General features: G+C 64.6%; 19 protein-coding genes. 3 read left to right on the top strand and 16 right to left on the bottom strand.

Annotated elements, in window-relative coordinates:
* Positions 1–658 (top strand): MFS transporter (locus tag ON26_RS18895; protein WP_157171936.1); only part of this gene is annotated, 658 nt, incomplete at its 5' end.
* Here ON26_RS18895 and ON26_RS18900 read toward each other — a convergent pair.
* The 3 genes from ON26_RS18900 to serA form a co-directional block, all read right to left on the bottom strand.
* Positions 624–1,223, bottom strand: a complete 600-nt coding sequence (locus tag ON26_RS18900) for a Uma2 family endonuclease (protein ID WP_083884200.1) — start codon at positions 1,221–1,223, stop codon at positions 624–626. The genes ON26_RS18895 and ON26_RS18900 overlap by 35 nt on opposite strands.
* A gap of 216 nt (positions 1,224–1,439) precedes the next feature.
* Positions 1,440–2,447 (bottom strand): 3-isopropylmalate dehydrogenase, encoded by a 1,008-nt coding sequence (locus tag ON26_RS18905; protein ID WP_040797526.1) that lies wholly within the window; start codon positions 2,445–2,447, stop codon positions 1,440–1,442.
* 86 nt (positions 2,448–2,533) lie between these two features.
* Positions 2,534–4,132 (bottom strand): phosphoglycerate dehydrogenase, encoded by a 1,599-nt coding sequence (serA, locus tag ON26_RS18910; RefSeq protein WP_040797527.1) that lies wholly within the window; start codon positions 4,130–4,132, stop codon positions 2,534–2,536.
* Between the two features lie 1,135 nt (positions 4,133–5,267).
* Here serA and ON26_RS18915 point away from each other — a divergent pair.
* Positions 5,268–6,080, top strand: a complete 813-nt coding sequence (locus ON26_RS18915) for a nucleotidyltransferase domain-containing protein (RefSeq protein WP_051027225.1) — start codon at positions 5,268–5,270, stop codon at positions 6,078–6,080.
* Here the strand turns inward: ON26_RS18915 and ON26_RS18920 are convergent.
* From ON26_RS18920 to ON26_RS18970, 11 genes are all read right to left on the bottom strand, one after another.
* Complete coding sequence (locus ON26_RS18920) at positions 6,070–6,276, bottom strand: cold-shock protein (protein ID WP_040797528.1); 207 nt, start codon at positions 6,274–6,276, stop codon at positions 6,070–6,072. The genes ON26_RS18915 and ON26_RS18920 overlap by 11 nt on opposite strands.
* 160 nt (positions 6,277–6,436) lie before the next feature.
* On the bottom strand, positions 6,437–6,643 hold the full coding sequence (locus tag ON26_RS18925) for a cold-shock protein (RefSeq protein ID WP_011210759.1): 207 nt from the start codon (positions 6,641–6,643) through the stop codon (positions 6,437–6,439).
* A 339-nt stretch (positions 6,644–6,982) separates the two neighbouring features.
* Positions 6,983–7,813 carry a DUF6339 family protein gene (locus ON26_RS18930; RefSeq protein ID WP_040797529.1) on the bottom strand — a complete coding sequence of 277 codons (831 nt, stop codon included), beginning with the start codon at positions 7,811–7,813 and terminating at the stop codon, positions 6,983–6,985.
* On the bottom strand, positions 7,813–8,703 hold the full coding sequence (locus ON26_RS34245; protein WP_218000601.1) for a hypothetical protein: 891 nt from the start codon (positions 8,701–8,703) through the stop codon (positions 7,813–7,815). The genes ON26_RS18930 and ON26_RS34245 overlap by 1 nt, the downstream gene beginning before the upstream one ends.
* Positions 8,703–10,649, bottom strand: coding sequence for a hypothetical protein (locus ON26_RS33455; protein WP_157171937.1), 1,947 nt, complete (start codon positions 10,647–10,649; stop codon positions 8,703–8,705). The genes ON26_RS34245 and ON26_RS33455 overlap by 1 nt, the downstream gene beginning before the upstream one ends.
* The gene (locus ON26_RS18945) at positions 10,646–11,662 is read right to left on the bottom strand and encodes a PD-(D/E)XK motif protein (protein WP_040797531.1); all 1,017 of its coding nucleotides are present in this window, start codon (positions 11,660–11,662) and stop codon (positions 10,646–10,648) included. The genes ON26_RS33455 and ON26_RS18945 overlap by 4 nt, the downstream gene beginning before the upstream one ends.
* Positions 11,662–14,220 (bottom strand): Z1 domain-containing protein, encoded by a 2,559-nt coding sequence (locus ON26_RS18950; RefSeq protein ID WP_040797532.1) that lies wholly within the window; start codon positions 14,218–14,220, stop codon positions 11,662–11,664. The genes ON26_RS18945 and ON26_RS18950 overlap by 1 nt, the downstream gene beginning before the upstream one ends.
* Before the next feature lie 143 nt (positions 14,221–14,363).
* Complete coding sequence (locus tag ON26_RS18955) at positions 14,364–15,644, bottom strand: DNA cytosine methyltransferase (protein WP_083884201.1); 1,281 nt, start codon at positions 15,642–15,644, stop codon at positions 14,364–14,366.
* 400 nt (positions 15,645–16,044) lie between these two features.
* Entirely contained in the window at positions 16,045–16,338 is a 294-nt protein-coding gene (locus ON26_RS18960) for a hypothetical protein (RefSeq protein ID WP_040797533.1), read from the bottom strand.
* A gap of 180 nt (positions 16,339–16,518) precedes the next feature.
* Entirely contained in the window at positions 16,519–17,694 is a 1,176-nt protein-coding gene (locus ON26_RS18965; protein WP_040797534.1) for a helix-turn-helix domain-containing protein, read from the bottom strand.
* A 110-nt stretch (positions 17,695–17,804) separates the two neighbouring features.
* Complete coding sequence (locus tag ON26_RS18970) at positions 17,805–18,356, bottom strand: flavoprotein (RefSeq protein WP_040797535.1); 552 nt, start codon at positions 18,354–18,356, stop codon at positions 17,805–17,807.
* Positions 18,357–18,668: 312 nt separating this feature from the next.
* On the opposite strand from ON26_RS18970, the gene ON26_RS18975 reads away from it, so the two are divergent.
* Positions 18,669–18,986 (top strand): hypothetical protein, encoded by a 318-nt coding sequence (locus ON26_RS18975; RefSeq protein WP_040797536.1) that lies wholly within the window; start codon positions 18,669–18,671, stop codon positions 18,984–18,986.
* 49 nt (positions 18,987–19,035) lie between these two features.
* Here ON26_RS18975 and ON26_RS18980 read toward each other — a convergent pair whose 3' ends face one another.
* Together ON26_RS18980 and ON26_RS18985 are read right to left on the bottom strand one after the other, a co-directional pair.
* Positions 19,036–20,415, bottom strand: coding sequence for a DUF2252 domain-containing protein (locus ON26_RS18980; protein WP_051027226.1), 1,380 nt, complete (start codon positions 20,413–20,415; stop codon positions 19,036–19,038).
* 63 nt (positions 20,416–20,478) lie between these two features.
* Positions 20,479–21,132 (bottom strand): Uma2 family endonuclease, encoded by a 654-nt coding sequence (locus tag ON26_RS18985; RefSeq protein WP_040797537.1) that lies wholly within the window; start codon positions 21,130–21,132, stop codon positions 20,479–20,481.
* Positions 21,133–21,176: the final 44 nt, after the last annotated feature.

Below are 21,176 nucleotides of genomic sequence, written 5' to 3' on the forward strand. Positions count from 1 at the left end.
CGACCGGGACAACCCCTATCGCGGCGACTCCACGCTGTGGCGCATCCACGGCGCCTCGGTGCTGCTGGCTGTGCCGCAGGGCGTGCTGTGGACCTTCGCCCTGCTGTGGCTGCACCGCGACATCGGCTGGTCGTTGCCGGTCGCGGGCGCGGTGGTGACAGCCACCCAGATCCTCGGCGCGCTGGGCCGGATCGGCGCGGGCGCCTGGTCGGATCGCGTCGCCAGCAGGCTGGGCCCGCTGTACAAGGTCGCGGTGGCCGCGGCGTTGTGCACGGCTGCCCTCGGCGTCGCCGCCTGGACACACTGGTGGTGGATCGCGGTCCCGCTGCTGTTCGTGGCCTCGGTGATCACGGTGTCGGACAACGGATTGGCCTTCACCGCCGTCGCCGAGATCGCCGGCCCGTTCTGGAGCGGACGCGGATTGGGTATGCAGAACACCGGCCAGAATCTCGCCATGGCAGCCATCCCACCGGTTTTCGGCGCGCTGATCACCTGGGGCGGGTTCCCGGCCGCATTCCTCGGCGCGGCGGCTGTGGCGGCGCTGGCGGTCCCGTTGGTGCCGTCCGACCCCGCCGGGCAGCCGACGCCCACAACGGATCCGGCCCCGGGCGCGAAGCAGCCGATCAGATCTCCAGCAGCTCGGCCGGATCCACGCTGACCCGAAAATCGTTGCCCTGCCCGATATCCGCCACCAGGAGCGAACCGGAATCCACGACCGAGCGCTCGTGGTACATCTCACCGTCGAGCACCAGCCGATGGATGCGCGCCTGCGGATGATGCTCCACGATCCAGTATTCGGGGATGCCGACGGCCGCGTACTCACGCACCTTGCGCACCCGATCGGTGCGTTCACTCGCGGTGGCGGGCGCGATCACCTCCACCGCCAACCGCATCTGCGTGCCCGGCAGCACCCGCGGCGGATCGGCCACCAGCGCGTTGCGGATCACCTCGCGCGGGGCGACGACGATATCGGGCTTGCGCACCCCGCTGGTCGTGCCGACCTCCCATCCCCCGCCGAGACACACGTGCGAGCCGGGATCCGCCGCGCGGTCCAGTGACTGCGCCATCCGTCGCACCACATGGTTGTGCCTGGCCCCGCGGACGACCTCGACCAGCCAGCCGTCCTCGAGTTCGTAATCACGACCGCGACCCGGCAGTGCGTGCAGATCGACGATCGAATACGGTCCGCGCGCCGTCCCGCGCGCCACTCGTGGTTGGTGCATCGCGACCTCCCGCCGACTCGAAGCCGACCCATCGGCGATCTCGTCCGACCCGGATACCCGGCCGCACACTTTTCGAACACTCGGAAAACACGGGCCTCACCCCCGCGCGGAGGTGAGGCCCGTGTGACGGCTGGTCCTCGCCCCCGGCGCGGAGGCGAGCCCGGTATTGCCGATGCCGCGTGTCGTCACCGACGCGAGGCGTCCGATCCGGCCGGATCAGACCGAAGCGGCGATCCGGTCGCCGACCTCCACCGTGGAGGACGCACCCGAGCGGGCGGTCAGATCCTTGGCGACGGCCGCCTCGATCCGCGCGGCCTCCTCGCTCTTGCCGAGGTGGTTCAGCAGCAACGAGATCGACAGGATCGCGGCGGTCGGATCCGCCTTCGACTGCCCGGCGATATCCGGCGCGCTCCCGTGCACCGGCTCGAACATGCTCGGGTTGGTGCCGGAGGCGTCGATATTGCCGCTGGCCGCCAGCCCGATGCCGCCGCTGACCGCGGCGGCGAGGTCGGTGATGATGTCGCCGAACAGGTTGTCGGTGACGATCACGTCGAAGCGGCCCGGATCGGTGACCATGAAGATGGTCGCGGCATCGATGTGCTGGTAGGCCACGGTGACCTCGGGGAACTCCGCGCCCACCTCGTCGACGGTGCGCTGCCACAGCGAACCGGCGAAGGCCAGCACGTTGGTCTTGTGCACGAGGGTCAGGTGCTTGCGCCGAGCCTGCGCCGTGGCGAAGGCGTAGCGGACGACGCGCTCGATGCCGAAGCGGGTGTTGGTGCTGACCTCGGTGGCCACCTCGTGCGGGGTCCGCACGCGGATCGCCCCGCCGGTGCCGGTGTAGGGGCCCTCGGTGCCCTCGCGCACGACGACGAAGTCGATATCGGGCGTGCCCGCCAGCGGGCTGGTGACGCCGGGGAACAGCTTCGACGGACGCAGATTCACGTGGTGGTCCAACTCGAACCGGGTGCGCAGCAGCAGGCCGCGCTCGAGCACGCCGCTGGGCACCGACGGATCGCCGATCGCGCCGAGCAGGATCGCGTCGTGCTGACGCAGTTCCGGCAGCACCGAATCCGGCAGGATCTCGCCGGTCGCGTGGTATCGCTTGGCGCCCAGGTCGTATTCGGTCTTCTCGACGCCGGGCACGACCACGTCGAGCACCTTCAGCGCCTCGGCGATGACCTCGGGACCGATGCCGTCACCGGGGATGACCGCAAGCTTCATGACAACTCCTCGTCATGCCCCACGCGCCGCCACCGAGTTGCGGTGGCGGCGCGTGACGGCAGTGTATGGATCAGAACGGTTTTCGATCAGACCAGGTCGACCAGGGTGACCTTGGCGGCGCCGACGGCCTCGCCGATCGCGGCCTGCACGTCGGCCGGAACGGGCTTGTTGACCCGAAGGATCACGGTCGCGCCTTCCTTGTCGACGTCCTGGGCCAGCTGCGCGGCCTGGATGTCGATGTCGGCCTCGCCCAGCTTGGTGCCGATCTTGCCGAGCGCGCCCGGACGGTCCTCGTAGTTCAGCACGGCCAGGTTCAGGCCCTCGGCGCGCATGTCGTAGTTGCGGCCGTTGATGTTGACGATCTTCTCGACCAGCTGCGGCTCGGTGAGCGAGCCCGCGACGTTGAGCGTGCGGCCGTCGCCGAACACCGCGCGCAGGTCGACCATGCTGCGGTGGTTCGGGCTCTCCGAGGCGGAGGTGACCTCGACGCTGATGCCGCGTTCCTTGGCCAGCGCGGGCGCGTTGACGAAGGTGACCTGGTCCTCCACGTGGGCGGAGAAGATGCCGCGCAGCGCCGAGAGCTCCAGCACCGCGACATCGGAGGCGGCCAGCTCGCCGCGCACCTGCACCTCGACACTCACCGGCAGCTCGTCGGCCAGCGCGCCGAGCAGCACGCCCTGCTTGCGGACGATATCCAGCCAGGGGGCGACCTCGTCGCCGACCGCGCCGCCGGTGACGTTCACCGCGCCGGGCACGAACTCACCGGCCAGCGCCAGCAGCACCGACTTGGCGACATCGGTGCCCGCGCGGTCCTGCGCCTCGGAGGTGGAGGCGCCCAGGTGCGGGGTCACCACGACCTGCGGCAGCCCGAACAGCGGGCTGTCGGTGCACGGCTCGGTCTCGAACACGTCGAGGCCGGCGGCGCGCACGTGACCGGAGTTGATCGCATCGGCCAGCGCCTGCTCGTCGATCAGTCCGCCGCGCGCGGCGTTGACGATGATGACGCCCTTCTTGGTGAGCGCCAGCTTCTCCTTGCTGAGCAGACCCTTGGTCTCCGGGGTCTTCGGCAGGTGCACCGAGATCAGGTCGGCGCGGCTGAGCAGCTCGTCCAGCGTCACCAGTTCGATGCCGAGCTGGGCGGCGCGGGCCGGGGAGACGTAGGGGTCGTAGGCGATGATCTTGGTCTCGAACGCGGCCAGGCGAGCGGCGAACAACTGGCCGATGCGGCCCAGGCCGACGACGCCGACGGTCTTGCCGAAGATCTCGACGCCGTTGAACTTGCTGCGCTGCCAGGTGCGCTCACGCAGGGTGGCGTCGGCGGCGGGAATCTGCCGGGCCGCGGCCAGCATCAGGGTGACCGCGTGCTCGGCGGCGGTGTGGATGTTGGAGGTCGGCGCGTTCACGACCATCACGCCGCGCTCGGTGGCCGCGGGCACGTCGACATTGTCGAGGCCGACGCCGGCACGCGCGACGATCTTCAGATTCTTGCCCGCCTCGAGCACCTCGGCGTCGACGGTGGTGGCCGAGCGAACGAGCAGCGCGTCGGCTTCGGGGACCGCGGCCAGCAGGGCCGGCCGGTCGGGGCCGTCGACCCAGCGAACCTCGACACCGTCACCGAGCGCGTCGACGGTCGACTGGGCGAGCTTGTCGGCGATCAGAACTACAGGACGGCCTGCTTGGCTCACAGTGGGTTACTCCTGAAGAAGGGGGGCGGCTGATTACCGGACCCCAGCTTAGTGGGCAGGTTCCGAGCCGATGTCGCCACCCGGTGGGCAAGTGCCGTCAGTCCGGTCGTGGCCCGGCGGTGAATCGGGCAAACCAGGACGCGTAACGGGCCCCGCACCGGGAATTCCGGTGCGAGGCCCGCTACTCCGGTGTCGAACTCGTCACTCCGCGGAGCCGAGCAGCGCGCCCAGGCCCTGGAGAACGACGCCCAAGATGTCGATCACGCCTTCCAGAACAGCACTGCCGGTTTCGATCAGGACCGAACCCATGTAGAACTCCTCTTCCTCGGACCGGTCGTAAGACCGGATTGCACCCGGGGGTTCGCCGCTTCGGCCGAGAGATCCCCGGGCCGGTGGATGGTGAGTCAACTTTCAACCGCCGAGGCTAGCAACGATCCGGACAAGCTCCTGCCTGCTGAGAACTGGTTTCGGCTACGATTCAGCAACTAATGCGACGAGGCCCCGCACCAGTCGGTGCGGGGCCTCGAGGTTCGCGTGCGGTTCCGCGATCAGGCGCCGAACGAACCCGTCCACAGGGTGTTCACGAGACCGTGCAGCGCGGCGCCCAGGGTGTCGAAGAGTCCGTTCAGAGCGGCGCTACCGGTGTCGATGATAACGGGGATCATGCGAATTCCTTTTCGTCGAAAACAAACCCAGTCGAACTGGCTGACATACGGCTCATCGGGACCGCCGGACATACGGTTACGGAAATAATAAAAATTGTGATTCACGCTACCATTCGTCGCCCGGAGTGAATTCCGACACACCGCAATCCTTCCATGCGGTACCAGAAAACCGCGTCTGACCTGCGCGGCACCGCCGAGAGCATCCGGCTCGGGCGCCATATCGCCCTCGACATCAGGGGCTTGACGATTACGGCGATCGAATATTCGAACAATGCCGCGAAAACTTGTTCAGATATTCTCCCACCACCTCCCGAGATCGTTCCGAGATAGGCCCTCAGCTAGCGCCGCGAATCCTCCGAACACCCCATCGACACAGCCGCCGCATCGCTGACACTCGCCCGCGGCGTTGCCCGCGTCGTCATCGAAAAATGGGAGGAAGGGCCCGGAGGTTCGCCCGTACGATCGCCGGCATGTCTCTGCGCGCCGTACCCGATTCGATGGATCCACAGCTCGTCGCCACCATCGACGGCGAACTGACGCGCCTCGAACGCGACCACCGCGCCGAGATCCTGCTCGCGATCGAAAGCGGCAGCCGGGCATGGGGTTTCCCCTCCCCCGATTCCGACTACGACTGCCGCTTCGTCTACCTGTCGTCCCTGGACACCTATCTGTCGCCGTGGCCGTCCCGCGACGTCATCGAGACACCGCTGACCGGCCTGCTGGACCTCAACGGCTGGGACCTCGCCAAGGCGTTGCGCCTGCTGGTGCGCGGCAACGCGGTGCTCATCGAATGGCTGAGGTCACCGATCGTCTACCGCGGCGACCCGACGTTCCGCGCCGACCTGCTCGCGCTCGCCGACCAGGTGGCCGACCGCGACCGCATCGCCAGGCACTACCTACACCTGGGCAGCAAGCAGTGGCAGCACCGAGGAGAGCACGGCTCACTGAAAAAGATCTTCTACGCCCTGCGCCCCGCCCTCACGCTGCGCTGGCTGCACGAGCACCCCGCGGCCGCCGTCGCCCCCATGCACGTGCCGGCGCTGCTCGCCGAGTGCGCACTGCCGCCGGACTTCGTAGCGGCGGTGGAGGAGCTGATCGAGCTGAAGTCCCGCACCAGGGAAATGGGTTCCGGCGCCGCTCCCTCGGTCGTCGCCGACTTCGTCGAGGCCGAATTCGACCGCGCCGCGGCCTCCGTGCCCGAGGCGCCGTCCGAGTACCCGCGACGCGCCCGCGAGCTGGCGGCAGCCTTCTTCCACGAACGAGCCGTCGCGGTCAGCCGGTGACCCGCACACCCACCGCTTCGGGCCCGGACTTGCTGTGCCGTAGATCGAACGTCACGCGCTGCCCCTCTTCGAGCGATCGGAAGCCGACCCCGGCGAGTTCCAGGTAGTCCACGAACACATCGGGGCCACCCCCGTCCTGGGCGATGAAGCCGAAGCCCTTCTCGCTGTCGAACCACAACACAGTGCCGTGCACCATCTAGGTCTCGAACCTTCTGTCGAACGTGCGGAAACGACGCATGCTACTTCGCCCGCTTTCCCCCGCGGACTCCGGCCCGCACCAACCCCTTCACCGCACTCCCCCGGAAACGCGAGAGGCCCCGCACCGAGTGGTGCGGGGCCTCTGCGAAGTCGACGTGTCAGGCGACGACGCGGACATCCTGGGCCTGCGGGCCCTTCTGCCCCTGGCCGATCTCGAACTCCACGCGCTGACCCTCGTCCAGCGACCGGAAACCGGAACCGCTGACCGCCGAGTAGTGCACGAAGACGTCGGGACCGCCGCCGTCCTGAGCGATGAAGCCGAAGCCCTTCTCGCTGTTGAACCACTTCACAATGCCTTGAGCCATTTCATACTTTCCTGTAGACGAGCCGGGTAACTTGCAGTGCACCGGTCTCGTTAATCCAGAGTGCCACGGGTCACCAGATTCCTCCACCTACGTGGGGGGTGAGTGTGAGCTAAACGACCACGTACCGACCGGTGTCATCGCCGACTCTTCCCCCATTGACAACGACATCGAGGCTGGCCAGAACGTTATTCCAAATCGTAAGTAGGCCCGACTGTCACGATGTCGACGCTGTGCTGACGTTTGTTCGCCACAGGCAGAACTGCGCTCCGATCGCCATGAATCAAATGCAGGCAGCTGCCCTCAGAAACATCCGATACGCCTGCGAATAGTCGACCGAAGCTAGCCGACTCCGGGAACGCTGGAGAGCGCACGATCCGCTGCCGCTGCCGCATCAGCCGGCGACATTCCACGATCGAACTGAAGGACGCCGATCACTGCCTCACGGGCCACCATCCGCAACTCCTCATCGAGTGCCTCGTCTTCGAGTGCTTCGAAGACGACAAACGGTGCAAGCCGGAGTAGTCGCTTGAGGAAGTCACGCAGGAGCAATCGCTCAGGAAGCCCCTTGAAATCCAGATGATTCCAGACCCGGAGAATCGCTTTGATGAGGTGCGGGCTACCGCCCAACAGTGCACGACGCGCGTAGATCTGATCGAACGCAGCTTCACCTAGAACATGGAGTGCCGCGTAAGGATCGTCGTCCATCGGCGAGTAGACCAATTGCGAACGCCACCAAAGCCTGCCGAACACATGGCGGGTCAGATCCGAACCTCGGACGCGGTCACCGGGCGGCTTGGGGTACCGCCAGTGCGCTACATCAGGCAGGACAACGAGTGCAAGAAAGGCCCAGACATCACCGGCTGCGGCTTCGGCCGGAGCGATTCGCATCTCCTTGTGCAGCATGATCGCGAGACGTAGATCGAAGGCTGCCTTCTGCTCACCGGTCGGGGGCTGTGGAAAACCCGCATCCTTGGCGAGGTCGATGACTATATCCCGAAGACTCTGCAGTTTATCGATGGTGACACGAGCGCCACCGGTCGCTACGAACACTGCCGACTCATCGCTTGTGGCCCAACGGTCCTGAAGTTCCAGGGGGCCGAGTTCCGTGTACTCCTCGGCCAGTTGCTTCGATCTACCACGAAGTAGGCGAGGGTAAAGGAGTGTCGTCATCAGAGCCCCTCGAAGATCTTCACCGCAGCTTGAAGTTCGGAAGCGAAGCGGCCTGGTGAGTGCTCAGCAGTCAGCCTGATGTCCACAACAGATCGGTCGGGGAACAGACGCCCGAACAACTCCTGCAATGTAGCGCCGAGCGTTTCATCGATGTAGGTCGTGTCCTCGGAGAAATCGGGAAGCCGCAAGGCGTGATCAACCATCGTACGTGCTACATCGGCGTAGACCATCGCCAATATCAGTCTGTCTTCCCGCCGTGGATTGGCCGCACGTTGCATGGCTTCAGCCACAACGGTTTTCTTCTCATTGACGAGGAGCAACAGCGCCCCCATTGTGGCGGCGTTCAGGTTCGATCCGATCTCTAGGTACCATGCGGCATCCTCCGGATGATCTGTTCGAGCGAAATCGACTACAGCAACCGGGAACTGTGGCGCATCGCCCTGCAACCTGATCTGACTGCGGTCACTCCAGAGAACCGAACCTGCCCGTCGAGGCGCGATCGGCCTGTCATCGCCGGATCGTCGGCGGGTCAACACCAACGCAGTGTCGAGGAGCACGACGCCCCCCAACTCCGAGCCCGCAAGATCCGCCTTCAATTCAACGGCCCCTGAATCGGGCACAAGCACCCGGCTGACGATTCCGCGAAGACGCGAACCGCTGGAGGTCCAGATAGCAGCAACCGTCAGATCGGTGTCCGGAGCCAAAGTAGCACCGCTCAGCGCTCCGGCCAGATCGACTTGGACTGTCCGTCGCAGTCGCAGATCTGTCTGGTAGTCCCAGTGCGGATAGGCCTCCGGCAACGGCATCTCCTCGCCGTCGACGGTGAGCTGCCACTCTCCCGCCCGAACTACGTCGACGGGCGACTTGTACGGAAGTACGCGTCTGGCCATCAACTGACCCTCTCGGTGAACAAGACGATGTCTGTCATGGTGTCGGGTGCCGGCTTCACGACCGCTTTCCAGATCTGGCCGTTCCCGCCTTCGATTACGAAGCTGGGAGTTTGGTAAAGCTCACCGCAAGGGTCCTGCCAACCAACAAGTCCCGGATTCTCCGCACCCGCGGGTGGGTCGGTTTCGATACCACCGTCACTTGCCAGGGCCACTGCCACCTCGGCCCGAACACGCTGAGGAACAGCGACCGGGAGCCGAAACTTTTGGACAACCACCGCGTTGCCCCACAGATCCTCCGGTTCGGGCTCCCCCACGTATTCGACCCTGGGCTTGCGGCTAGGGGTCGGTCGGCTCGATGATCCCGACGTCGGGCCATCAGATCTCCCTTGCGACGAATCGTTCGCCCTATCTTCATCGCCTTCGATCTCGTCATCGATCGAGCGCTTCGGTTCAGGACGTCTCGCCTTGCGTCTTCGACTTGCCGGGGGCGAAGTATCACCGGGCCGCGCATAGGAAGTCGCCGACCCGACCCCCCAGGCACCGCCGATCAATGGCGACAGGCGATCGCTTGCTGCGCCCAGTGAAACCTGTGCCACTTCGAGTTCCCCGCGACCACCGTTCCCGATCACCGCGTCGATCGCTTCTCGCAAGCGCGTAAAGGTTGTTCGCACATACGAGCTGTCCGGATGATCCAGCGTTTGAGGATTCCAGCTGTCGTGAGTAGGCGGTTCTGCTGCCGCGTACGTCGCGTCCATCGACTCATCCGCCCGGAAGACTCCGGCATACGCGGCGAACTCGCTCGCAGGTTTCGGTCCTCGCCAATAGTTGACCACGAGTTCGGCCTGCCTCATCAGGCACACATGATGGACGAGCCCATCTTCGAACCCGGCAACAGCGGCAGCATGACTCGCATCGAATCGCTTGGCGACGGTTCTGTGCAGCCCCAATCGACCGAGCAACATCTTCGCTCGGCCATAGCGGAGTTCTTGGCAGTCGTCTCCAACCATCTTCTTGTACGCGCTGACGAATGGGCGCAACGGCACAACGCTCCATGGGTCCGGCACCGGGTACTCGATGCCGTCACACGTCACTGAGAACCGCATCGGCACCGCCTCATCGGCGTGCGGAAGCATCTTCGGCCACAGCTGCCAGGTAATAGTTTCCGCAAGGTACCTCGCAGCCTCGGCGGGTTCCCTCTCCTCGAGATTCGGGTTCAGAATGATCACGGTCGTACCGGTCTCGTGATTGCCGAATTCGCGCAGGCCCAACCGCCGCGCCATAGCGTCGGCTTCTTGGCCGACAAGAGGCTCGATCACGTCTCCCGAGGTATCGCCCCACCAGTGCCGACCTGTGTAGCGACGTTCTCCGGTAGCGTCATGAGCGTCGTAGCTCTTCCAGAGAGCGGCGCCCATCAATCTGGTTTCATAGCGCCCCTCGTACTCGCACCGCGTGTGTACGAGGATCGTGCCGCAGTGCGATACGAGATACAGGATCCCCTTGCCGAAGCCGTAAGTTCCGCCGCCAAGCGTTCGGTCCCTCGGCTCACCGATATTGCGTAGGAAGGCGACGAAGTCACGTGGCTGATCGGTTACTTGATCAGCGCGAGTAGGGCCACCCAGGCCACGAGTGCCTCGGTCTGAGATGGACATCACGCGGATCGTCGGCTGCTGGAGCGCCTCTCGCAGCGGAAGGAACTTGTTCGCGGGCGCCTTTCGCAACAGGTGATCACGCCAGGCAGGCGCGTCTGCAGCGCTGACCGTTGTCAGATTGATCCGGTACTGCACCGGTTCGTCGCCGGCCCGCGCATCCCAACTGTTCTGCGCTGATTCGCGCACCAGAATCGTGAGATGGTCCAACTCAGGTTTACCGAGTTGATTTCGAATACCCTCGGCGGCGCTTGCCCCCTCTGGGGGAAACGGCTGGGATGTCCACCCGTGCGATTTCATACCAACTCCTGCAGCAGCGCTTCGAGATGGCGTTCGACAAGGCCGTCATCCATGGCCTGAGGCGAGTCACCTGACAAGTCGATCGTGTAGTCCACATCGCGCACGTTCGCCGAGACCGACGCGACCGCGAGATCCACTGTTGTCAAACGAGGAAATCCGACATCCACTCGGTACCAGCGTTCCTCGTCGATGGTGAACCGTTTGAGTCGGTAGTGTTCCAGGTCCGCGAGATGAAGGCCCGCGGCCGCCAACAAGTCCAGCAGCGCGCATTCATCGTCGCAGAGCTCAAGAACATGTTCCACGAGGTCGGCAACGCCGATGCCCTGGTCGACGGCTGTCCCCAGCCGTAGCCACACCACGTCCAGCATGCCCCCCGTCGGCGGCTCGAGTTGATCCAGACCGTGTACACGGACATATCGTCCTGTCCGCGAGGTAGAAGTTTTCACCTCGATCGCAGTCGCATCACCCGAGAAATCATGTTTGTATCCCTGTGGACCACGCCATAGTTGGTGCGCTGCGTTGTCGCGTTCCAAGAGCCGCCGCAAGATCAGCAATTCGCCGAACAGTCCAGCCAACTGCTGCGGTCCGAGCGGCGGGCCAGGATTCTGGATCAGTGCCTTCCAACGAGCTAGTACGGCGTTCAGCGCCTTCATCGGGCTGGTCGGGGAAGCTTCCGTGGCGAGTAGCACATCTGCACAAAGCGTAGTGAACGTATGGTCGAGATCTTTGCGCAGACAGACGAGGTCTGCGTATGTTCGACGAGCCTCGTCATCCTCGAGCGTCCGCTTCCGCAGACGTAGGACCGGACCGTCAGGGAACTTTCGCACCGCTTGATGCGGATCGACAGCGATCAGAAGATGCCGGAAGCCATCGGCGTCCGTGGCCGCCATCAACGAGCCGTACCGTGTCGATACCGGCAACTCGGTCACCCGCAAGACCGATGAAGACTGCGGCACAGAGCTTTCCAGCCGTTGCCATTGGTCATCGAGGACATCGCGCAGCGCCGATACCATCAGGGTTCCTCGGCTTCGATGGCGCTGAGGTCCTCCTCCTCCATCTCGACACCGGACAGATTCGCCGAGATATACGTCGCTTTCCAACGGACCTGGCTATCGGAATCCGGCGGCGTCGGGAATACCAGGCCGACTCCGATGACATGCTCGGGAGCATTCAAGGGGTCGCGCTTGTCCTTGTCGGGCGTCGGGCGGGAAACTTTGTCGATCGGATAGAGAACCAGTAGGCCCACATCGGGTAGCTGCTGTCTACGAGCAGCTTTGATGTCGTCCTCGCTGGCTTGGGAGAAGTCACCGGCGAGATCGACTGCCGCGTCCCTACGGCTCATCAACGTCTTGATGTCGGCATGATCTGCACCCGGTGTCCGTAGCCGAGAACGGACGACTCTTCCGACCGAGACATTCTCGGCGAAGTAGAACTTGGATTCTTCCTTGTCCGTCGGCCTGCCGACAATCGCTACGTTCCAGCGACGCAACGCGCCCGCATCGCGGATGCGCTTGTCGATATAGCGATACATAAGTGCGGCATCGCACTCTTGGGACTTCTCGTGGAACTGGTAGCTCTCCAGAAAGTCGAGCACACCAGCACTGGGTACGTCACGGATCACGTACCTGCCTTCTTCGGGCCGCGATTCCACTCTGCCCTGCCTGACTGCTGTCGCGACAAGTTCTCGCGCTGCCGCCTGATTGCGGAGAAGCCACTCGGACTCACGCCGAAAATAACGCGTTTGGATGCGCAAACCACCGTAGGAGGCGTGTGCTGTCACCGCGTCCTTCATCTTCGCGGCCGCGGTGACGCGAAGTGCCGGATGTGTACGTAGCCGAACAGCGAAGTTCATCGGTGTCTTGCCTTCGCTCATGTAGACGTCGATGTCTCTCCGCATCTCCGTCTCGACAGTCGCGAGATGACGGAACCATTCCTCGAGTTCCTCGGTCATCCAAATACGCGGCAGATCAGCGTAGCCATTGCGATAGCCGAACCATCGCCCCATCTGCAGCAACGTGTCGTAGGTCGACACCGATCGCACGAAGTAGCTTACCGAGAGCCCCTCTAAGGTCAAGCCGCGTGACAGGGTGTTCCCGCCGACCGCAATAGCCACCACCGGTCCGTTCTCGTAGTCGAGGCGGTCAGCGCTTTGCGAGTTATCCATGACGACCGTGCAGTCGCGAAGCACTCCGGCAAGTTCAGAAACAAGGCGATCGAAAGCCACCTTCGTCTCGCCGAACCCAGCCGCCGGCACTCGCGCGGTCTCTTCCTCCCACAACTCACGCAGTTCACTCAGCAACGAGGGGTCACCCAGGTTGTTCAATGTGCGCGCTCGCAAACTGTATAACGGATCGCGGAAACTGTTGTGAACAGAGGTACGCACGCTGGTGTGAATCAACATCGTTGAGTGCGGATTGCCGGTGCCACGGACGCGACGAGCCGCGGTGGTGAGCCAGAAGTAGTAGACGGCTCGACGCAACGTGTCGGTTATGGCCGGGACGAAGCCTTCAGCGTCCAGCTTGCTCTTCGGCCGAACCAGCTCTACATCCTCATCCGGCACTTCACGAATCATGTCGTAACCATCGTCTACATCGTTCGGGTCCTCGCCATCGAGTGCGTACCGACCGAAAAGCACCTCGGTTCCGAAATGCCCCTCCGGCTTTGGCAAGTTCACGATGAAGTGCTCCGGGTACAGGTCCTCCGCTGAGGGGTCGATCAACAGATTCGCGAAAGGCGACGCTGTATAGCCAACATAGGCCGATTTCGGCAGTATCGTCAGAAGTTGTCTGATCAGCGGATTGATCGAGGCAGTCGCTACCGATGCCTGATCTGCTTCGTCATCGATGATCAGCGCGGGACAGTCCTCCAGATATCCATTTGCCTGCTCCAGCCAACGGACGAGCTTACGCAGAACCGGCGCGTTCTTCTTGACTACACAGAGGATGTGAGTTTTGTTAGCTTTGCCGAAGAAGCTCGCCGGATTCGCGGTCGGACGAAAGTCTTGATCCAAGTCGGTGATCTGCGACCAGAGGCTGGGGTTTGGCTCGACTAACTGCTGGATCAGCCGCGCCTGCGTCTGCCGCCGAAGGCCGTTGTGGATTCCTGCCAGGACAACGAAGAGTTTGTACTTGCGGTCAGCCGCCTTGGCCATCACTGCAGTGAAGTTTGTCGTCTTCCCGGATTGGACGTAGCCGACCACCAAACCTCGGGTGGAGAACGTCTTCTCCTTCGGATGCTGCAGCAAAGAGACAATCCGCGTCGAGGAATCGTCGACCGCGGTGATGGCTGGACTGTCCTCACCCCATTGCTTTTCCAAACGCCTGACAAGCGAAGGCCACAACTTGTCATCCGGACGCGGCCCCGCATACCAGGTTTCGTAGTTGTCGAAGACTACTGTCTGAGGCTCGCGCATTTCCCGAATGCGGTCCATGTCCCGCTCATACCGCTCCAGGATCGCCGCCATCAGATCGTCGTCGACCATCCTGGAGAGCTTCTTCGCCGCTTCGACCGGAGATAGGACATCGAGAAGCGTCGTGAAGACGTCATACTCCACGTCGACCAGATCAGTCACCCAAGACTCCTACAGTTCGAACCAGCCCCACCATGGAGTATCAGGTCTACCCACGGCACACATCGTCAGTTTGCCGCATCATCAGCTGACGAGCCCGACATCACCCCCCATGCACGACGGCATGTAATTCGAACGTACGACATTCAACTGGTTCGACTCGAGTTCTCGAACACACTTTCGATAGAGCGTGGCTTCAAGTCAGCCCCGTCGAACAGCGCCCTGTCAGACACGTCGGCACTTTCGGCGAAGACGTCATCCCACAATGCCAATGCTCCAACCTTGCCGACATACTCGCCACGACGACCATCCAACTCATCCAGGCCGACGAACGGCTCCCCTTCGGCCGCATCGCGCCAGCTACCCTCGACCGCGCGGTCCACATCGACACGGCTGGGCTTCATGCCGAAGGCCGCGGCCGCGAGGATATAGGCACCAAGTCGGGGTGGGATGGCATTGCCGATCTGCTGGTACTGATCCTGGCCGCTCCACGGGTAATCGAGTGGGAACGTCTGAAGGCGACCGGCCTCCGCAGGGGTGAAGCGCTCTTGATCGACACCGTCGGCAACCACACGATTTCTCCGAACCTTGCCCGTGATGGTCGACGAGGGTTCACACCACTCCCGCCTGCCCCGAAGCCTAGGGTTTCCGCCAGTTCCGTAGTTCGACACCACCACGAAAGGTCTGGCCCGCTCTGGCAGTGCATCGCCCATCGTCTCCCACGGAAGCAGTTTCGGATCGCCCTGCTCACGAGGGACTCGCTTGCTGTAGGGACGGTGGGTCTCAGAAGGGAACATCGCCGCACCGTCGAGACGTGCGATCAGGATTGCTCGGCGCCGGGTTTGCGGCACTCCGAACGCCTCGGTTCGAAGCACATCGACATCGACTGCATAGCCACGCTTCTCCAGGGCCTCGGCCATAGCGTCCCATACCGGCCGGACGGTCGGGACCTGCTCGAGCAAGATCGTCCGAAACGGGCGTTCCGCACGTATAGCTTCGAGTGCCCATCTCAACGGCTGGAGAACGAGCCCCGTCCGCGGATCATCGAGGCTGTCGAGTTCGTCGAGCACATCGACTTCTACGTCCATCCTGCTCACGAAACCGAGCACGCGATCCAGCGCCTTGCGACCCGATCCCGCCCCGGCAACCGAATATGTCTGACACGGGGGACCGCCGGTGAGTACGCGAGCATTGGGGAACTCGTGCAACAACGATAGGTCGCGAACGTCCGCATGACGCGTCCCGATCTTCGCCGCTACCCGCGTTCGGCAGGCGTCCTGGTCCACTTCGATTCCGACCGACGTAATTCCCAACCACCGCGCCGCTACATCCAGGCCGCCGGGGCCTGCGAACAGGTCGATCATCTGCACCTGCTCTGGAGGAACGGCGTCATAAGACAAGCCGTCGGCGACGATCTGGGTAGGCATTCGCATGATCGTAGCCGGCGCCGCCCCTCGTGCCCACTTGCCGTCCTCGGCACGTGCAATAGCCACCGCTTACCTCCTGATAGTCCATCGGCGCTGCGGCCCGCCCACTCCGTGCCACAGAATGTTCCTTGCCTCACGTGTTGTCCTCGTCACAACATCGCCCCCGCTGACGCGACGCTCCGTGAGGCAGCGCGCGGATTGCTTCAGCGGAGATTGCGGCTCTCCAAGCAAGCCGACTCACGACGTAACCGGGTGCTTCTGTCCCTCGCCTGAAACCACCGGACTCGAATACCTTTCACAAGCGCCGCTCAGCGGTCGTAGTCCGAGGGCCAGAAGATCGTCGCGATCACTACGGCCAGTGGCAGAAAGATCGCGCACATCAACCCCACCTCCGCGGGAATCACTGTTGCATCCCGCCGAACGCTGCCCACCGGCCGAACGACGCTCGCGGTGCGGCGCACTCCACGTCAGCCACCCACAACACCCGATCCAAGGTCACCGCGTCCACATGCCCTGTCGACGGGAGCAGCACCACCATTGCACCGGATAACTCGACTTGCTCCACCAAGCCGAGTACCGAGCACGCGTCGGGCCAACACAATTCGTATCCCAGCCGCTTGGCCAAGCGGCGCACCTGAGCCGAGTCCCATTCGACTGTCGGTGAAGTCAGGTCGATCCACCCGAACGCGAGCATTCTGATACCCCTCCATCCCCTGGCGCTGGCAAGCTCCCGCCGCCGGGGACGGGTCGAGCGTGGTTGTCGACCCGGCGGCGGGGCTGGGTCGAGCTTCACACCGGCACCAGTGAGGCGCTATGGCACTAGTGGTCGGGGTGACTCGGAAGTGTCACTACCGCAAGGTGAGTGGGCGATCGATCAGTATTCGAGCCGAACGAAATCGGCTAGATCACGCATGTCGTCGGTGAGTGTGCGACGTTCGGTGACCACCCGGCCGAGGATGTCGCGAGCGTAGCGCTGCTGGGCCAGCCATTCCGGTGCGACCGAATGCACTTCACGGAGCGTGCCGATCGCCTCGCCGTATTGGCGTAGTTGCGTATGTGCGTTGGCGATGTCCAAGCGGTGGCGCAGCCGACCTGCGGCCTTCGGTGACAGGACAGCGGCAGGCAGATTCTCGGCGATGGCCAGCGCACGGGACGGCTGCTCGGCGATGACGGCACATTCGGCGGTGATCTGGGCAACCGTGACAGGGCCGAAGAGACGGTTCGGATTCGGGTCGTACAGGACTTCCCTGCCGATCCGCACGGCGGCGGCGCGGGCCAGGGCGAGCGCGTCATCGATAACGCCGGGCGAGTTGTCGCGAACCGCGATATTTGCCACGTACAGCCACAGCCGGCCCCACAGAGCAAGCTGACTGGGTGTTGCGGAGGAAAAGCGCGGTTCGATGTCATCTGCCCATTTCACCGCTAGTTCTCGGGCAGCCTCCAGATTGCCCTGCCGCAGATAGGACCAAACGCCGACATTGATCGCGCCGACCGCGATGCCCCGCTCCGGCGCTGCGTCGACGGCCTGGTCGATGGTCATTGCGGCGATCTCGAACTGTCTGTTCTGCACCAACATCCAACCGGTGAGACTCAGCAACCGAGCCCGAATCGCACGACCGTCGTGGTCGGTGAGTGCTTCCGCGTCCTCGAGAAGACCCGGCAGCACCAAGGCGATGTCGTGATAGCGGTGCGCGTCGACCATCGGCATCAGCGCACGGTAGGCGGCGTCGACGCCTTCGTTCGTCGATTGCTCCTCGGATGGGTCTCGGCGTGCAGGTGTAGCCAATGCCCGCCGCACGGGTCCCCAGAGATCGGAAGTTTCCGGGTCTGCGTGTTCGGCATCGACGTGGCCCGCCTGCAGGGTTGATGTCCGCACACCGAGAGCGATAGCGAACTTGCGCATTGTTTCCAGCCGCACGGTCGGTCGCTCGCCCTGTTCGAGTTTTCGGACCAGGGAGACGGAGACGCCCGCCGCATCCGCGAGTTGTCGCTGTGTCAGGCCACGACGCTTACGAACCGATCGCAGCCGATCCCCCAGGTTCACGCCCATATCTCGAGGCTACGACCGGACAGCCACAGGCGCACCCGGATTGCGCTCGCGCGATCGGGTTCCGAGGTTCTGGCCTCGGCTGCAAACGGATACGCCTGAAATCGTTCGCGCTATCGGAGCCGGTGGTCCAGCAGCGCTTGCCACGCCCTGTCCCAGGGTAGGAGGCTGCGGCGGCGCTCCCCTGCGCCCGGCTCGTGCTGTTCGTAGAACTCGTCGCCGACGAGCACGCTCACTCCCCAGTCCGACAGCTTGAAGATGGCCTCCTGCACGGCCGGGAAGCTCATCTGCGCCTGGTTGGAGAACGGCACCGCGACCACCGGCAGGCCCTTGCCGACACCTTCCACCAGCAGGCCGAGCGGAAGCGTGTCCGAGATTCCGGCAGCCCACTTGGCGAGGGAATTGCAGGTGATCGGGGCGGCGATCATCGCGTCGGCGGGCGGGAGCACGTCGGGGGTGCCGGGTTTCTTGTATCGGCTGCGCACCACGTGGCCGGTCGCCGACTCGATCGCTTGCACATCGATGAACTTCATGCCGTCCGGGGACGACACGACGCAGACCTCCCAGCCGTCGGCCTGGGCGAGTTCCACCAACTGTCCGACATCGCGCGCCGCTGGTGAACCGGTGACGATGATGTAGAGCACGGGCGCTTTCGGATCGTTCATACTGCCATGGTCTCAGTTTCGGCGACCGCACCACGCGGTGAAAATTGGTCACTGTATTCGTCTTTCGTCCACGACTCGGGGTTTTCCCTGAGCACCTCCCCTGCCGGCTGCTGATATTTTCACCGAATTCCGCTGTCGGCAGTGACCTTTCGGGCCGAATGCGCCAGAGTGTTGGTGGTGCGTGCACGACGCGGGGTGCCGGGGGTCGCGGCCCGTGGCGGGCGCGCGCGGCCCGCTCGCCGGTCACGGTGGGCGAATCCCCTTCGGGGAAGGCGGACGTGTGGTCCGCCGAGGATCGAAAGGACAGAGAAGGTGTATTCGACGACCCGTTCCGAGCAGGCACGACGGCGACTGGCTCGGGTGGCCGTGGCGGGTGCGCTCGCCGCGATTCCGTTGACGGCATTGGCGGTTCCCGCATCGGCGCACCCGGAGGTTCCCGGAGTGACCGAGGTGAAGCACGGCAAGCACGACCGGCACGACCACGACCGGTTCGGCTGCGACGCGCCGGGACGCTGGGACGACTGGGCCCATTCCCCCAGCCATCGGGACGACTGCAAGAACTGGGACAACCCGCATCTGGAGTTCTTCCACCACCACCTGCCCGCCGGAATCTTCTTCGGCAGCAGCTAGTCGGCTGTGAGGCGGCCCGGCTGCGGGCCGGGCCGCCTCCCGACGCGGATCAGCGCGCCTCGGCCGCCCGCACCTCACCCCAGTCGACGGCCTCGATGAGGCGCTGGTGGTCGGCGGCCGTCCGGTCGGCATAGGCGAGGGCGAAGGCGCCCATCGCGCGGTCGAAGACATCGCTCTTGCCGAGGTAGGTGGCTATGGCGACGCGATCTCCGGAGCGGGCGTGGGCGCGGGCCAGGGTGCCGCCGCAGAGTTCGCCGTAGCGGCGCAGTAGCGACGGGTTCATGGTCGTGAGGTCGGCGGAGCCCTTCATGTCGCGCAGTTGCCGCCAGTAGAAGTGGCGGCCGCCGGGGCCGGTGCACCAGCCGAGGAAGATGTCGGCGGCGGCCTGGGTGAGGCGCTGGCCGTGGACGACCCGGGCGCCCTGCTGCGCGTAGCGGCTCGGCTTGAGGTGGGCCGCGAGGACGGATTGTTCGGCTTCCTTCACCTGCAGGAACAGCGGTGTGCCGGTGTCGCGTTCGACGAGCAGGACGATGAAGCAGCGGGTGCCCACACTGCCGACGCCGACGACTTTTCCCGCGGCGTCGATGACGCGATAGTGATCGAGCAGCACGCGGCGTTCCTCGGGCAGGCTGGTGCGGTAGGCGGTAAAGACCTCGTTCACCATGTCGATATCGAGATCGTCGGCGGTGATGACCAGCGGCGGGTTGGCGCGGATGCGCGGGACACCGTCCGTGCCGGGCTCGGTGAGTTTGCGCAGGGCCTGCAGGCTGGTGCGGCCGCGCGCGGCGGCGAGGGTGTGCTCGAGGCGGGTGCGGGTCTCGGGCTTGCGGACCAGCGCGGCGGCTTCGTCGACGTCGGTGCGCTCGTACCAGATGTTCAGCGCGTCGGTGGTCGCGTAGTCGCGCATCGCGGTGCGGTAGGCGGCGGCCGCGGCGACAGCGGCGCGCGTAGCGTGTTCGTCCCGGAAACCGTTGGCGCGCGCGGCTACCGCCAAGCCCGCGACCAGGCGTTTCACGTCCCACTCGAAGGGGCCGGGCAGGGTTTCGTCGAAATCGTTGAGGTCGAAGACGAGGGCGCGCTCGGGTGAGGCGTAGAGGCCGAAGTTCGACGGATGGGCGTCGCCGCAGAGCTGGACGGTGAGGCCGGTGTTCGGGGTCGCGGCGAGATCGGCGGCCATGACGGCGGGGGCGCCGCGTAGGAAGGGGAAGATGCCTGCGGCCATCCTGGCGTAGCGGATGGGCACCAGATCCGGGACGCGGGTCCTGGCCTGCTGCTCGAGGATCGCGATCGGATCGCGGCGGTCGGCGGCTGGTTCCCATGCGCCCAGCTCGGAACGACCGATGCGGCGGCGGGCGGCGCGGCCGATCTCCTTCGGTGATTCGGCCGGGGCGCCGGGATCCGCGGGTGTCGTGGTGGCCGGGGGTGTCATGGTCCCAGTCTCGATCCTGCGGATGCCGTGGTGCGGGAGATCGGCGCACGTGCCGCGAGTCCGTCAGTAGGCCAGCTCGGGCCAGGCGATGTCGATCGGAAACGGGAAGCCGATCTGGACGCCGTCCTCGTGGTCCGGGGTCCACTCGCCTGCCAGGAGGTAGTTGGCCGGGCGCAGCGGTCGCACCCCCTCGGGTAGACGGCCGTGCCCGGTCTCGAGGGCGTAGGCGCGGACCACGGCGATGGCGCTGTCGGTCCGCGCGATCGTGACCTCCCAGTACCAGGGAATCCCAGCGCTCGCGTAGCGGCCCTTCTTCGCCTCCATATCGGTCTGGGTATTCGACGGTGACAGCACTTCCCCGACGATGAGAGTGTCGGCGGCGCGAACATCCTGAAATGGGGAATCGAGACAGCGGTATACGAGGAAGTCGGGCGTCAGGAAGTCGGACTTGCCTGTGACGCCTAGGAACACGTTGGTCTCGACATCCACCTGCCAGCAGGTCTCGGGCTGTCGCCGCATGCTTGCTCGCGCACATCGTTCCATGGCGTTGCGCATCCGAACGGTGAACCGCTGGTGCTCACTCGGGCCACGGCCCACCCACACCACCCGGCCGTCCCAGAGTTCGATCTGGTCGGCGATTTCCTCGGGCAGTTGCTCGAGCTCTTCCCAAGTCATGAACTCCGGGAGATCCGGCTTCTCGATGTGCGGCCAGGGCATGTCGTCATGGTAGGTGGCGGTACGGCGGAAATGCGGCGACCGAG

Origin of the sequence: Nocardia higoensis NBRC 100133, from assembly GCF_000308595.1 — a bacterium.
GTDB lineage: Bacteria > Actinomycetota > Actinomycetes > Mycobacteriales > Mycobacteriaceae > Nocardia > Nocardia higoensis.

Excerpts from the sequence above, each read along its gene's own strand:
- ON26_RS18900 (WP_083884200.1), bottom strand. The coding sequence starts at position 1,223 with ATGCACCAACCACGAGTGGCGCGCGGGACGGCGCGCGGACCGTATTCG.
- ON26_RS18905 (WP_040797526.1), bottom strand. The coding sequence starts at position 2,447 with ATGAAGCTTGCGGTCATCCCCGGTGACGGCATCGGTCCCGAGGTCATC.
- ON26_RS18915 (WP_051027225.1), top strand. The coding sequence starts at position 5,268 with ATGTCTCTGCGCGCCGTACCCGATTCGATGGATCCACAGCTCGTCGCC.
- ON26_RS18920 (WP_040797528.1), bottom strand. The coding sequence starts at position 6,276 with ATGGTGCACGGCACTGTGTTGTGGTTCGACAGCGAGAAGGGCTTCGGC.
- ON26_RS18925 (WP_011210759.1), bottom strand. The coding sequence starts at position 6,643 with ATGGCTCAAGGCATTGTGAAGTGGTTCAACAGCGAGAAGGGCTTCGGC.
- ON26_RS18930 (WP_040797529.1), bottom strand. The coding sequence starts at position 7,813 with ATGACGACACTCCTTTACCCTCGCCTACTTCGTGGTAGATCGAAGCAA.
- ON26_RS34245 (WP_218000601.1), bottom strand. The coding sequence starts at position 8,703 with ATGGCCAGACGCGTACTTCCGTACAAGTCGCCCGTCGACGTAGTTCGG.
- ON26_RS33455 (WP_157171937.1), bottom strand. The coding sequence starts at position 10,649 with ATGAAATCGCACGGGTGGACATCCCAGCCGTTTCCCCCAGAGGGGGCA.
- ON26_RS18945 (WP_040797531.1), bottom strand. The coding sequence starts at position 11,662 with ATGGTATCGGCGCTGCGCGATGTCCTCGATGACCAATGGCAACGGCTG.
- ON26_RS18955 (WP_083884201.1), bottom strand. The coding sequence starts at position 15,644 with ATGCCTACCCAGATCGTCGCCGACGGCTTGTCTTATGACGCCGTTCCT.
- ON26_RS18960 (WP_040797533.1), bottom strand. The coding sequence starts at position 16,338 with ATGCTCGCGTTCGGGTGGATCGACCTGACTTCACCGACAGTCGAATGG.
- ON26_RS18965 (WP_040797534.1), bottom strand. The coding sequence starts at position 17,694 with ATGGGCGTGAACCTGGGGGATCGGCTGCGATCGGTTCGTAAGCGTCGT.
- ON26_RS18970 (WP_040797535.1), bottom strand. The coding sequence starts at position 18,356 with ATGAACGATCCGAAAGCGCCCGTGCTCTACATCATCGTCACCGGTTCA.
- ON26_RS18980 (WP_051027226.1), bottom strand. The coding sequence starts at position 20,415 with ATGACACCCCCGGCCACCACGACACCCGCGGATCCCGGCGCCCCGGCC.
- ON26_RS18985 (WP_040797537.1), bottom strand. The coding sequence starts at position 21,132 with ATGCCCTGGCCGCACATCGAGAAGCCGGATCTCCCGGAGTTCATGACT.